General features: G+C 65.7%; 13 protein-coding genes. 2 read left to right on the top strand and 11 right to left on the bottom strand.

Annotated elements, in window-relative coordinates; all coding sequences use genetic code 11:
• Positions 1–68: 68 nt before the first annotated feature.
• From fusA to G6N09_RS11655, 4 genes are all read right to left on the bottom strand, one after another.
• Positions 69–2,120 carry an elongation factor G gene (gene fusA / locus G6N09_RS11670; RefSeq protein ID WP_234807112.1) on the bottom strand — a complete coding sequence of 684 codons (2,052 nt, stop codon included), beginning with the start codon at positions 2,118–2,120 and terminating at the stop codon, positions 69–71.
• Positions 2,121–2,245: 125 nt separating this feature from the next.
• Complete coding sequence (gene rpsG, locus G6N09_RS11665) at positions 2,246–2,716, bottom strand: 30S ribosomal protein S7 (protein ID WP_046189605.1); 471 nt, start codon at positions 2,714–2,716, stop codon at positions 2,246–2,248.
• Positions 2,716–3,090, bottom strand: a complete 375-nt coding sequence (gene rpsL / locus G6N09_RS11660) for a 30S ribosomal protein S12 (RefSeq protein WP_007767794.1) — start codon at positions 3,088–3,090, stop codon at positions 2,716–2,718. Before rpsL ends, rpsG begins: the two co-directional genes overlap by 1 nt.
• 242 nt (positions 3,091–3,332) lie before the next feature.
• Positions 3,333–3,962: a TetR/AcrR family transcriptional regulator gene (locus G6N09_RS11655; RefSeq protein WP_083027768.1), complete on the bottom strand. Its 630-nt coding sequence runs from the start codon at positions 3,960–3,962 to the stop codon at positions 3,333–3,335.
• Positions 3,963–4,107: 145 nt separating this feature from the next.
• Between G6N09_RS11655 and G6N09_RS11650 the strand changes: the two genes are divergently transcribed.
• Together G6N09_RS11650 and G6N09_RS11645 are read left to right on the top strand one after the other, a co-directional pair.
• Positions 4,108–4,473, top strand: a complete 366-nt coding sequence (locus G6N09_RS11650) for a DUF3060 domain-containing protein (protein WP_083027769.1) — start codon at positions 4,108–4,110, stop codon at positions 4,471–4,473.
• Between the two features lie 44 nt (positions 4,474–4,517).
• Complete coding sequence (locus tag G6N09_RS11645) at positions 4,518–4,880, top strand: DUF3060 domain-containing protein (RefSeq protein WP_083027770.1); 363 nt, start codon at positions 4,518–4,520, stop codon at positions 4,878–4,880.
• Between the two features lie 19 nt (positions 4,881–4,899).
• Here G6N09_RS11645 and G6N09_RS11640 read toward each other — a convergent pair whose 3' ends face one another.
• The 7 genes from G6N09_RS11640 to G6N09_RS11610 form a co-directional block, all read right to left on the bottom strand.
• Positions 4,900–5,664 carry a crotonase/enoyl-CoA hydratase family protein gene (locus G6N09_RS11640; RefSeq protein WP_083027771.1) on the bottom strand — a complete coding sequence of 255 codons (765 nt, stop codon included), beginning with the start codon at positions 5,662–5,664 and terminating at the stop codon, positions 4,900–4,902.
• Positions 5,661–6,374, bottom strand: a complete 714-nt coding sequence (locus tag G6N09_RS11635; protein ID WP_407662608.1) for a PaaX family transcriptional regulator C-terminal domain-containing protein — start codon at positions 6,372–6,374, stop codon at positions 5,661–5,663. The genes G6N09_RS11640 and G6N09_RS11635 overlap by 4 nt, the downstream gene beginning before the upstream one ends.
• Before the next feature lie 30 nt (positions 6,375–6,404).
• Positions 6,405–7,340: a crotonase/enoyl-CoA hydratase family protein gene (locus G6N09_RS11630; RefSeq protein WP_083027773.1), complete on the bottom strand. Its 936-nt coding sequence runs from the start codon at positions 7,338–7,340 to the stop codon at positions 6,405–6,407.
• Positions 7,341–7,351: 11 nt separating this feature from the next.
• A complete protein-coding gene (locus G6N09_RS11625; protein ID WP_083027774.1) occupies positions 7,352–8,992 on the bottom strand; it encodes an acyl-CoA dehydrogenase family protein in 1,641 nt (546 codons plus the stop codon).
• A 355-nt stretch (positions 8,993–9,347) separates the two neighbouring features.
• Complete coding sequence (locus G6N09_RS11620) at positions 9,348–10,106, bottom strand: deoxyribonuclease IV (RefSeq protein WP_083027775.1); 759 nt, start codon at positions 10,104–10,106, stop codon at positions 9,348–9,350.
• A 5-nt stretch (positions 10,107–10,111) separates the two neighbouring features.
• Positions 10,112–11,611, bottom strand: coding sequence for a glutamate-cysteine ligase family protein (locus G6N09_RS11615; RefSeq protein WP_083027776.1), 1,500 nt, complete (start codon positions 11,609–11,611; stop codon positions 10,112–10,114).
• Between the two features lie 187 nt (positions 11,612–11,798).
• Positions 11,799–12,998 carry an IS30 family transposase gene (locus G6N09_RS11610; protein WP_165756617.1) on the bottom strand — a complete coding sequence of 400 codons (1,200 nt, stop codon included), beginning with the start codon at positions 12,996–12,998 and terminating at the stop codon, positions 11,799–11,801.
• Positions 12,999–13,230 lie beyond the last annotated feature (232 nt).

Raw genomic sequence — 13,230 nt, 5'->3', positions numbered from 1 at the left:
TGCTGGGTTACCAGCAGGATTGATCTATTTGGGTTTGTGCCACCGTAGCGGCACGGGCGCGAAGCTACTTACTCGCCCGTTGCCTTCGCGATGATCTCCTTCGCCACCTGCGCCGGCACTTCTGCGTAGGAGTCGAAAACCATGGAGTAGTTCGCCCGGCCCTGGGTCTTCGACCGCAGGTCGCCGACATAGCCGAACATCTCGGACAGCGGCACCTGCGCCTTGACGACGCGCGCACCGCTGCGCTCCTCCATGGCCTGGATCTGACCACGGCGGGAGTTCAGGTCGCCGATCACATCACCCATGTAGTCCTCGGGCGTGGTGACCTCAACGGCCATGATCGGTTCCAGGATCACCGGCTGCGCGGCAGCGGCAGCCTTCTTCAGCGCCTGCGAGCCGGCAACCTTGAATGCCATTTCGGAGGAGTCGACGTCATGGTACTGACCGTCGAGGAGGCAGACCTTCAGGTTGACCAGCGGGTAGCCGGCCAGCACGCCGTACTGCATGGCGTCCTGCGCTCCTGCGTCCACCGCGGGGATGTACTCGCGGGGCACGCGGCCACCGGTGACCTTGTTCTCGAACTCGTAGGTCGCACCGTCTTCGCCGGTGAACGGCTCCAGGGAGATGAGGACCTTGGCGAACTGGCCGGAGCCACCCGTCTGCTTCTTGTGGGTGTATTCGACCTTGTCGACCTTGCGCTTGATGGTCTCCTTGTAGGCCACCTGCGGCTTGCCGACGTTGGCCTCGACCTTGAATTCGCGGCGCATCCGGTCCACCAGGATGTCCAGGTGCAGCTCGCCCATGCCGCCGATCACGGTCTGGCCGGTCTCCTGGTCGAGGTGGACCTTGAAGGTCGGGTCCTCTTCGGCCAGCTTCTGGATCGCCAGGCTCAGCTTCTCCTGGTCGCTCTTGGTCTTGGGCTCGATGGCCACCTCGATGACCGGAGCCGGGAACGTCATGGACTCCAGCACGATCTGGTTGGCCGGGTCGCACAGGGTGTCGCCGGTGGTGGTGTCCTTGAGGCCGATCATCGCGTAGATGTGGCCCGCGGACGCCGACTCGACCGGGTTCTCCTTGTTGGAGTGCATCTGGAACAGCTTGCCCAGCCGTTCCTTCTTGCCCTTGGTCGAGTTGATCACCTGGGCGCCGGACTCCACCTTGCCGGAGTACACCCGAACGTAGGTGAGCTTGCCGAAGAAGGGGTGCACCGCGATCTTGAACGCCAGCGCCGAGAACGGCTCGTCGATGCTGGGCTTGCGGCTGACGATCTCGTCTTCCTTGCCGGGCACGTGGCCCTGCACCGACTCGACGTCCAGCGGCGACGGCAGGTAGTCGATCACCGCGTCCAGCATCGGCTGGACACCCTTGTTCTTGAACGCGCTGCCGCACAGCACCGGGTAGAGCTCAGAAGAGACCGTCAGCTTGCGGATACCGCTCTTGATCTCCTCGATCGAGAGCTCCTCGCCGCCGAAGTACTTCTCCAGCAGAGCCTCGTCACTCTCGGCGACGGCTTCGAGCAGGGCGGTCCGATACTCGGCTGCCTTGTCGGCCAGGTCGGCGGGGATCTCGACGGTCTCGTAGGTCTCACCGAGCTTGGTCTCGCCACGCCACACCTTGGCGTTCATCTCGACCAGGTCGACGATGCCCTCGAAGTCATTCTCCGCACCGATCGGCAGCTGGATCACCAGGGGACGAGCACCGAGGCGCTCTTCGATGGTGCGCACCGTGAAGTAGAAGTCGGCGCCCAGCTTGTCCATCTTGTTGACGAAGCAGATCCGGGGCACGTCGTACTTGTCGGCCTGCCGCCACACCTGCTCGGACTGCGGCTCCACGCCCTCCTTGCCGTCGAACACGGCAACGGCGCCATCAAGAACACGCAGGGAGCGCTCCACCTCGACGGTGAAGTCGACGTGGCCCGGGGTGTCGATGATGTTGATCTGGTTCTTGTTCCAGAAGCAGGTCACCGCGGCGGAGGTGATGGTGATGCCGCGCTCCTGCTCCTGCTCCATCCAGTCGGTCGTGGAGGCACCGTCGTGCGTCTCACCGATCTTGTAGTTGACGCCGGTGTAGTACAGGATCCGCTCGGTCGTCGTGGTCTTACCGGCATCGATGTGCGCCATGATGCCGATGTTGCGGACCTTGTTCAGGTCAGTCAGCACGTCCTGTGCCACAGCAGTCTTCCCACTCTTTCGGTTACGTCACATTGCTTGTTGTCGCGAGTGCCCGGCGGATTACGCCGGCAGGATCACCAGCGGTAGTGCGCGAAGGCCCGGTTGGCCTCGGCCATCTTGTGGGTGTCTTCGCGCCGCTTCACGGCTGCACCGAGGCCATTGCTGGCGTCGAGGATCTCGTTGGCCAAGCGCTCGACCATGGTCTTCTCCCGGCGTGCCCGAGAGAAGCTCACCAGCCAGCGCAGCGCCAGCGTGGTGGAGCGCTCGGCCCGCACCTCGACCGGCACCTGGTAGGTGGCGCCACCGACGCGGCGGCTGCGGACCTCAAGGGCCGGCTTGACGTTGTCCAGCGCACGCTTGAGCGTGACAACCGGGTCGGTACCGGTCTTGTCCCGAGCCTGCTCGAGCGCGCCGTAGACGATGCGCTCAGCCAGCGACTTCTTGCCGTCCAGCAGGATCTTGTTGACCAACTGCGTGACCAGCTGGGACCCGTAGACGGGGTCGTTGACCAGCGGACGCTTGGGTGCGGGGCCCTTGCGCGGCATCAGCTCTTCTCCTTCTTGGCGCCGTAGCGGCTGCGGGCCTGCTTGCGGTTCTTGACTCCCTGGGTGTCCAGCGAGCCGCGGATGATCTTGTAGCGAACACCCGGCAAGTCCTTCACACGACCACCACGCACCAGCACCATCGAGTGCTCCTGCAGGTTGTGACCCTCACCCGGGATGTAGGCCGTCACCTCCACCTGGCTGGTCAGCTTCACACGCGCCACCTTCCGAAGCGCCGAGTTCGGCTTCTTCGGGGTCGTGGTGTACACGCGGGTGCACACACCTCGACGCTGCGGGCTGCCCTTGAGGGCCGCGGTCTTGACCTTGGCGACCTTGTCGCGGCGGCCCTTGCGGACCAGCTGCTGAATGGTTGGCATCTACCGGCTTCCTGTATCGCTGTTCAAAACTCTGTAAATCCTGCAGTCGCTGCCCCACCGCTACCCCGCGGTCGGGCGTGTCGCATGGGCCGCTGCGGATTACTCCGCTGCATAATGGACATGCGAATTGGGCCAGGCGCGCGCGTTATGTCACCAACGCGCCTCGGTGGCCAGGCACGAGCTACCACAATACCCGGCAGCACTCCGGCAGGTCAAAGCGCGTCAAACGAGGCACCCCACTGCTAAGCAGTACGGCTGTCCATCGCGGAGGCCAGCCTGCGCACCATATCGGCGAAGACGGCATCGGTGTCCACGTCATCCATGACGCCGGTCATCTCCAGCAGAACGAAACCATGCATGGCGGCCCAGAACTCCAAGGCCGCGTGAAATGCCCGCTCACCCTCGAGCCCGTAGGACATCAGCACCTCGATGACCGGGGCGGCGGTCCGGGTTGCCGCGGCGGTGTACTCCGGGTCGTCACCGCCCAGCGGCATCCGGGTGAAAGCCGAGTACCGGCCCGGGTGATGGTGGGCGTAGCTGCGATAGGCCCCGGCCATCACCAGCACGGCGTCATCGCGTTCGCGGCCCTGACCGACCTGGGTCAGCATCTCCAGGATGTCCTCGATCACCCGCATGCGCATAGCGCGACGCAGGTCACCCAGGCTGTGCACATGGTTGTACAGCGACGGGCCCTTGGTACCCAGCTGGGTGGCCAGCGCGTTGATGGTCAGAGCGTCCCAGCCCTCACGGTCCAAGAAGTTCAGCGCCGCATTGACGATGCCTTCCCGGCTCAGCTTCACCGGACGCGCTCCCGCCCTACCGTTGGCGCGCGGGCGGCCACCCGCTGCGGGCGGGTCTGGCCGAGCTGGCATGGCGTACGCCCTTCGTAGGGTGCAGATGGAGGAGCAGGTCAGCAAGGAACTCTAATCGACCGCTTAGTGGGGGAACCCGAGTACGCGCCAGCAGATGCGACGTAAGCTTTGTCGACATTGCGTCCGGCGAGAGGGGCACGGGGACATGAAGCGGACTGCGCTGGCCGGGACGCTGCTGTGTTTGGTCGCGGGTTCGCTGGGGAATGCGCCCGGCGCCCACGCGGTCCCCGGCGACATCCATATCTATGGGGTGCACGAGACCCACACACTGGACTGCGACGGTGGGACGCTGTTCATCAATGGCGCCAACCTGACCATCCACGCGATGGGCACCTGTTGGGCGGTGACCACCCAGGGCTCGCAGAACACCGTGATCGCCGACACCATCGTCAATGACGTGACCGTCTACGGCAATGACACGACCGTGTACTACCACAACGGCGACCCGCTGCTGTTCGATCGCGGACGTGAGCTGGGGATGACCAACCGGCTCCAACGCGTACCGGCGTGATCCACGGGCGCCACCTCCACCTCCGGGCGTTGCTTGCCGGGGGGATGGCACTGCTGGCGGTTGCCGTCGCCGGGTGCGAGTCCGAGGCGCCTCCCAAGTCCGGCCGGATCTCGAAGAACTACGAGGGGCGGTTCTCGAACACGATCAGCTACGAGTCATTCGGTGCAACGTCGGCATTGGACTGCGCAGACGGCAAGTCACTGAATGTGGTCGGTTCGAACAACAAGCTGACGGTCCGGGGCCGCTGCGAGGAGGTCACCATCAGCGGTGCCGACAATCGCATCACGATCGAGCGCGTCGACAAGGTGCTGCGGCTGACCGGACTCAACAACTCCGTCACCTATCGCGGCGGCGAGCCCAAAGTCGACAATCACGGCTCCCGCAACACCGTCACCGACAAACGCTGACGAGTCGACAGACCAGCGCTCAGGCTCTCGCGCCGTGCCGGCCGGCCCCACTGGCAAACCGGCCCGCGCCACGCAGCGCCTCTTGCGCCACCCGTTCGATGCTCGTGAATTCCTGATCCATCGCAGGGGATTCGGCCATTCCCCACTGCCGCAGCGCCGAGAGCCGATCGGAGCGAAGGCAATCCTGCGGAAGCTCGGCCAGTTCCAGCGCAAGCTGCTCGGCCGCCGCGCGCGCCTGACCACGCGGGACCACCCGATTGGCCAGTCCCATCGCCTGGGCCTCGTCGGCGTCCACGGCCCGGCCGGTGAGGATCATGTCCATGGCGCGGCTGTGGCCGATCAGCCGGGGAAGCCGCACGGTGCCGCCGTCGATGAGCGGAACACCCCAGCGCCGGCAGAAGACGCCGAACACCGCGTCGGCTTCGACCACCCGCATGTCGCACCACAGCGCCAGCTCCAGCCCGCCGGCTACTGCGTAGCCACTCACCGCCGCGATCACGGGTTTGGACAAGATCATTCGGGTCGGGCCCATGGGACCAGGACCACTGCGGCTGGTCTGATTTGCGTTCGGGGTGCCCAATGCCTTGAGATCAGCTCCCGCACAGAACGTTCCGTTGTCGCCCCATAAGACCGCCACGGATGCGGTTGCGTCGCGGTCGAACTCCTCGAAAGCCTGATACAGCGCTGCGGCGGTGGGACCGTCCACGGCGTTGCGCGCCTGCGGCCGATCCAGGATCACTGTGGTGACCGGGCCATTGCGCTCCACGCGCACCGCGGGGCTCATCGCAGCACCGCCTCTCGGCTCGTGTCTCGCCGCGAAGCCAACTCATCGACGAATTCCGCGTAGCGACTGCGGATTCGCGAACCGGGCCAGTCCTGCGGAAGCAGTTCGGGGGGCAGCACCGGGTCCTGGCGAAGGTGCCGGACCATGGCGGCAGCAACGACGAATCGGCCGGGCATGTCCTGCGCGTCACCCATCGCGGCGAGCAACTCATGTCCGGTCTGCGCCCACGCCGCCAGATCCCACAAGGTGGCGGCCAGGTCGGCAGGCTCCTGGTCACGTGCAGTGAGCAGCCGGGTGTAGCCGCCCAGCATGTCGCCCAACTCGACGTCGATGTTGTCCGGCCGCATCCAGATCCCTTCGCGCAGCTCGGCGAATCGCCGCTCGGACAGGCCGGAGCGCAGCGCGGCGCGGGTTCGCGCGTCGCAGCCGATGCTGGTGATCACCACCGTCAGCCAGTTGCCACCCCATCGCCGAGTCTGGGGATCCAGGGCCGCATCCTGTCGACGCTGACGCGCCAGCAGACGCTCGGACAGGCCGTATCCCTCGGCCGAGCGGACCAGGTCACCGGCGGCGACCAGCCGAGTCAAAGCAACCCGCAGTGCGGTTTCCTTGATTCCGAAATCCGTTGTCAGACGAAGAAGTTCAGCGGAAGTAGCGGAGGCTGGATGGGCCCCCAGCAATACCGACAGCACCACCGATCGGGCGGTCATACGCACAGTGTTGGGCATCGTGTGTGGGTCCTAAACTCCTGAGGCCCGCCGGCCGTAGTCACCGAACGGCTCGTCACGGTGGCGCACCGCGTCACGGAACCCGTGCGCCACCGCGTCGGCGACGAAGGCGTGCCCCTCGGGCGTGTGCCGTGCCACCCCGTCGAACACGGTGCTGACCATGCGACTGGTGGCCACGCCCTGCTGCAGCAGGGCGGTGTTGAGCGCCAGTTTGGCCATGATCAGCTGATTGACCGGCATTGCGGCGATCCGGGCCACCAGGCGTTCGGTGCGCTCATCGAGGTCGGCCGGCTCGGGTGCCTCGATCGCCAGGCCCCATTCGGCGGCCTGCGCACCGGTGATGCAATCACCGGTCAGCAGAAGACGTTTGGCGCGTTGGTCGCCGAGCCGGTGCGCCCAGAGCCCGGCGGCGGGCACGCCCCACACCCGCATCGGCGGGTAGCCGATCTTGGCGTCGGATGCCGCAATCACCTGGTCGGCGTGCAGGGCGATATCGGTGCCCCCGGCCACGCAATAGCCATGGATCTTGACCACGGTCGGCTTGTCGGCGTACATCAGCGAGGCGAAGCCGCGGACGAATCGGCTCATCATCTGGTAGTCGATCATCGGGTCCCACGGCTGATCCGCACGGTGGTTGGTGGCTTGGGTCTTACCGTCGAGGACGCTGCCCCGGAAGTTCTCGCCACCCGGCGACGCCGAACCTTCGGCATAGGCGCCCAGATCGAAGCCGGCACAGAAACCCTCACCGCGTCCCGACACCAGGATCACGTGGACGTTGGGGTCCAGGTCGGCGCGCTCCACCATCGCCGACAGCTCCAGCGGTGTGTCGGCCGTGATCGCGTTGCCGTGTTCGGGACGGTTGAAGGTGATCCGGGCGACGCGGTCGGTGACCTCGTAGGTCATGGTCCGCAGGTTGTCGTATTCGACCGGCGCGATGTGATGCCGCATGACGTGGCGCCTCAGCCCTTGACCAGCGCGCGCTCGATGATCGGCCCGAGGTCCACGCCCGTCGGCAGGGTGCCGAATGCACCGCCCCACTGACGCGCGAACCGGGTCGCCAGGAACGCCTCGGCGACCGCGGGGTGGCCATGGCGCACCAGCAGGGCACCCTGCATCGCCAGACAGATGTCCTCGGCGATCTTGCGCGCTTGATATTGGGCGGCCGTCAGGTCGTTACCCAAGCCGGCCAGCTGCGCCTTCAACGCACCTACGTGGGCATCCAGCCGCTGGTCCTGCCCGGCGGTCTGATCCAGCTCATCAAAGAGCACTGCCACCGATTGGGGCTGGGTAGCCAGGGCCCGCAACGTGTCCAGTGCGCTGACGTTGCCCGAGCCCTCCCAGATGCCCATCAAGGGAGCCTCCCGATACAGCCTCGGCATCAACGAGTCTTCGATGTAGCCGTTTCCGCCCAGGCACTCCATGGCCTCGGCGGCATGCGGGGTGGCGCGCTTGCACACCCAGTACTTGGTGGCGGCCAGCCCTATCCGGCGCAGCAGACTCTCGCGTTCGTCGCCGCGGACAGCCTTGTCCGTCGCGCCGGCCATCCGCATCGCCACCATGGTGGCGGCCTCCGCCTCCACAGCCAGGTCAGCCAGCACGTTGCGCATCAGCGGTTGGTCGATCAGATAGGCGCCGAACGCCTTTCGATGCTGAGCGTGGTAGATGGCGCGCGCCAGGCCCATCCGCATGCTGGTGGCACTGCCCAGCGCACAGTCCAGCCGCGTGAGGTTGACCATCTCGATGATCACCGAAACCCCGCGACCCTCTTCGCCTACCAGCCATGCCGTCGCACCGTCGTATTCGATCTCGCTGGAGGCGTTGGCGTGGTTGCCGAGTTTGTCCTTGAGCCGCTGCAGGTGCATCCGGTTGCGGGTGCCATCAGGCAGGACTCGAGGTAGGAAGAAACAGCTCAATCCCCCGGGCGCCTGCGCCAGCACCAGGAACACGTCGCACATGGGCGCGGAGGTGAACCATTTGTGGCCGGTCAGGGTGTAGCTGCCATCGGCGTTCGGCACGGCCTGGGTGGTTCCGGCTCGCACATCGGAGCCGCCCTGCTTTTCGGTCATCGACATGCCTGCGGTGATACCGGCTTTGGTGGCGGGCACCTTCAGTTCGGGGTCGTAGACGCGGCTGGTCAGCAGCGGTTCGTAGGTGGCGGCCAGTTCTGCGTTGTTGCGCAGGGCGGGCACGATCGCGTATGTCATCGAGATCGGACACATGTGGCCGGGCTCGGCAGTCCACACACCGGTCGCCGCGGCGCGAACGACGTGGGCGCCCGGCCGCGGGTCGGCCCACGGGGCGGCGTGCAGGCCGTGGGAGATCGCAGCGCTCATCAGCTCGTGGTAGGCCGGGTCGTACTCCACCTCGTCGACCCGGTTGCCCACGACGTCGTGGGTATGCAGCACCGGGCGATTACGGTCGGCCAGCTCGCCCCATCGTTGCACCTGTTTGGAGCCGGAGAGCGCCCCCAGATCCGTGACCTCGTCGACTCCCCATTGGCCGCCCTCGCGGATCAGCGCCTCGATGAGCACGGGTGATGACGCCGGGTTATAGCCTTCCAGCGGAAGTACCTGATTGGTGACGATGTGAGTGTCGGCCATAGCGGGAATATTACAGTTTTTCTGCGCGCGAACAAGAGACGTAACTCGATTTATGCCGCGCAACATAAACGGCGGCCACAGCCGGGTTCGGGATGCTCCCGGCTGTGACCGCCGTCGTTTTGGGGCGCCGGACTAGCGGCTGCGCACTCCCCCCACACCACACTGGTGTCGCTCAGGCACGTGGACCCCCTCCAGTCCTGAGACCCGTGCGCAGCCGCCGCGGTCACGGCGCCTGAGTAATTTGTAGCACAGAACCAACCGATTGTCTTCCCCTGATCGATAAATCGATCTTTTTGGATGTTTCCTGTCGGTTCCGGAGCACTCAAAGTAGGCGCGCACCCCCGCAGCGCCGACCTCAGCTCAGCCGATCCCGCAGAAACGCGATGTCGGCCTTTCGGCCCTCCTCGGCGGTCTCGCAGATCACCGGAGCCCCGGCAGCCCGGACCACCGCCACCAGCAGCTCGGGATCGATTTGGCCGGTACCGAAGTTGGCGTGCCGGTCCCGGCCCGAACCCGGGGCATCCTTGGAGTCGTTGCAGTGCACCAGGTCGATGCGACCGGTCACCGCCTTGATGCGCTGCACCGCGTCGGGCAGCGATTCCCCGGCCGCCCAGGTGTGGCAAGTGTCCAGGCAGAACCCCACTCCGGTGTCGCCGATGTGGTCCCACAGCCTGGCGATGGTGTCGAAGTGCCGCGCCATGGCGTGGTCACCACCGGCGGTGTTCTCCAGGTACACCGGCACCTCGGATTCCAAGCTGTCCAACGCTTTGCGCCACCGAGCGAAGCCGGCCGCCACGTCATCGTCGTCGGCGCTGACATGCCCGCCGTGCACGATCACCGCGACCGCACCGACATCGGCGGCGGCGTCACAGGTCTGCTGCAAGATGGTGCGCGACGGGATCCGCACCCGATTGTTCGGGGAGGCGACGTTGATCAGATAGGGCGCATGGACGTAGATCGGCAGCGCCGCCGCACGCAGCTGCGCCGCGTCCTCACGCGGCTTGGGCGGCTTCCAGCTCTGCGGGTTGCCGAGGAAGATCTGCACCGTGTCAGCGCCGTCGGCTTCGGCAGCAGCCAACGGATTCTGCGGGCGCACATGGGATCCGATCAACACGGCGGTCAGCTTAGTCCGATACCTGCGGCCGGTTCGGTCGGCCAGGTGTGCACCGGCTGGTTGGAATGCATGTGCGTGCAGTAGCGGCGCAGCATCTCCGCCAGCGCTGCTGAGCGGCTCAGCCCCTGGGCCTGCAATGCGCGGACGGTCGTCACCTGCCAGGTGGCACCGTTGCGGCCCGCCGCCACCCGGTCACCGATGATGCCCAGGTACCGGTCGCAGACTGCGGGAGCCACCCCCCAGTCGTCCAGGCCCTGGCGGGCCAGCGGCAGTAACTCGCGTTGCGTCAGCTCTGCCACGCTGACCTCACCCAGCTGCGGCCAGAACAGCCGTGCCGCCATGCCGTGCCGGGCGGCACGGCGAAAGTTGTCGTGGGCGACCGCAAAGCTCAACTGCGTCCACAGTGGTCGCTGCTCGCCGGCCAGCCGACGCAATAAGCCGTAGTAAAAGACCGCATTGGCCACCATGTCGGTCACGGTCGGCCCGGAGGGCAACACCCGGTTCTCCACTCGCAGGTGCGGTCGCCCGTCGACGACGTCGTACACCGGGCGGTTCCAGCGGTACACCGTGCCGTTGTGCAGGCGCAGCTCCGCAAGTTGCGGCGTTCGCCCCTGGGCCAGTACGCGAGCCGGGTCCTCGTCGGTCACCTCGGGCAGGAGCGACGGGAAGTATCGAACGTTCTCCTCGAACAGGTCGAAGATCGAGGTGATCCAGCGTTCCCCGAACCACACCCGGGGTCGCACGCCTTGGTTTTTCAGTTCATCAGAGCGCGTGTCGGTGGACTGGGCGAACAGCTCCACCCGAGTCTCCGCCCACAACCGGTGGCCAAAGAAGTAGGGCGAGTTGGCGCCAATCGCCAGCTGCGGGCCGGCCAGGACCTGTGCGGCGTTCCAATGGTCGGCGAAATCCGCCGGCGACACCTGAAGGTGCAACTGCATGCTGGTGCACGCCGACTCCGGCGCGATGTCCTCCACCTGCAGGCTCAGTGGCTCCGGCCCGTCGATATCGATGCCGATGTCTTCACCCCGGGCGGCGAAGATGGAGTCGTTGAGCGCCGCATACCGTGCTGAGTCACTCATCCAATCGCCGGCCAGATGCTCGGGCATCAGCGTCGGCAAGATGCCGATCATCACGATCCGTGCGCCGTTCGCGCGGGCCTTGGCCTCCGCGTCGTTGAGACTGGCCCGAACGTCGGTCTCCAAGTCCAATGCGGACAGCGCCGTGAGCTGGCGCGGAGGCACGTTGAATTCGATGTTGTAGGAACCTAATTCACGTTGATATGCGGGATCGTCGATCGCGGACAGCACGCCGGCGTTCGACATTGCGGGCCGGTAGTCGTCGCCGATCAGGTTCCCTTCGATCTCCATTCCGGTCAGTGGCCGCTCACACTCGAAGCTGGACTGTGCCAGCATCGTCTCGAAGACATCCAGGCACTGCTGGATCTTGTGCCGGTACTGCCGGCGCTGACTGCGGGTGTAGGTGGTGCGGCTGACTTCATCCCCCATGACACCGATGCAACCCGGTCTAGCGCTGGCCCGCAACCGTCGCCGCCCTCCGCGTCGAGCGTGAAGATGGCTTCACGCTCGATGATCGAACGTGAAGATGGCTTCACGCTCGGCAGCTGACGCTCGGCAGCTGATACGAGAAAAGCCCCGGGGAGGCGGTTTCTAGGGGTCGTCGCAACACTGCTGGTTAGTTGGCCAGTAGTAGATCACGCAAGCGCTCGGCTGGGGTGTCCCAGCCGAGCGTTTTGCGTGGGCGGCCGTTGAGTTCTTGGGCGACGTGTTCGAGGTCTTCGGGTCCGTAGATGCTCAGGTCGGTTCCTTTGGGGAAGTACTGCCGCAGCAGTCCGTTGGTGTTCTCGTTGCTGCCACGCTGCCAGGGGCTGGCCGGATCGCAGAAATAGACGGCCATGTCGGTGGCCATGCTGAACTGCTTGTGTCCGGCCATCTCGGCGCCTTGGTCCCAGGTCAGTGACCCCCGCAGATGCGCCGGCAGGGTGCTCATAGTCGCAATCAGTGCATCGCGCACGGTCTGGGCGTCATGCTCGTGGGGTAGGTGCAGCAGCATCGTGTAACGAGTCGTTCGCTCCACGAGGGTGCCGATCGCGGTTTGGTTCTTCTCCCCGGTGATCAGATCGCCTTCCCAATGCCCGGGGATCGCACGGTCTTCGACTTCGGCGGGGCGGTCGCTGATCATCACCATCGGGTCGGTGAACCGCTGATAGCGTTCGCCCTCTTTGCGGTGCGGTTTACGTCTCGTTCGTCCGGTCCGAAGTGCTTGCTGCACTTCTCGTTTCAAGCTACCTCGGGCCTGGAAGTAGAGGGCCTGGTAGATCGTTTCGTGGCTCACCCACATGCTCTCGTCGTCGGGATGATCCCGGCGCAGGCGGCGCGAGATCTGCTCCGGTGAGAGCTTGCGCGATAAGCCTTCCTCGACCGCCTCCCGCAGGACCGTGTTCACCACCAGTTTGGACTGCTTGGGCCGCGCCCGGGCCGCCACTGCCACACGATCGGCCTGATACGGCAGATATCGGCCATCAATGCTGTGTCTGCGGACCTCCCGCGAGACGGTGGAGACGTTCTTGCCGATCCGGTCGGCGATCGCCCGCAGCGAATCCCTCCCGAGCAGGCCATCGGCGATCGCTACCCGATCCTCGATCGACAGATACCGGCCGTCAATCGCCGGCGGCCCGGCGTCATCGCAGGTCACACTGGTCACAGGCTGTTTGTAGACGGTGCCGTGGTTGTAGTCCACGACCCGGCCATCGGGATAGATCCGCGTGTTGTTGACGTGGCGAATCCCCTGGCGCCAGTCCCGCGCGGTCCGTACGTTCACACCGACCTCACGAGCTGCCTGCGCGGTTGACCAGCCGGCCGCGAGCAGCTCCATGCAACGACGTTTGGCCTCGTCCTTGCCCTTCGGCGGGATCTTCTCGGTGGTGACCAAACCCTCGACGACCAATATTCGACGCGCCACCGAATGCGATACCCGACAGGCTTTTGCCGCCTGATTGATCGAGCCCGTCTTGTCGAATACGGCCACGATGACGTCCCGATCGGCAACCCCACGCTGATCACCACGCTTGCCAGGACCCCGGGCCTGCCCGGCGGGCCGGCCGATA

It is taken from the genome of Mycolicibacter minnesotensis (assembly GCF_010731755.1).
GTDB classification, from domain to species: Bacteria; Actinomycetota; Actinomycetes; order Mycobacteriales; family Mycobacteriaceae; genus Mycobacterium; species Mycobacterium minnesotense.
This window is presented reverse-complemented; position numbering and strand designations above follow the sequence as displayed.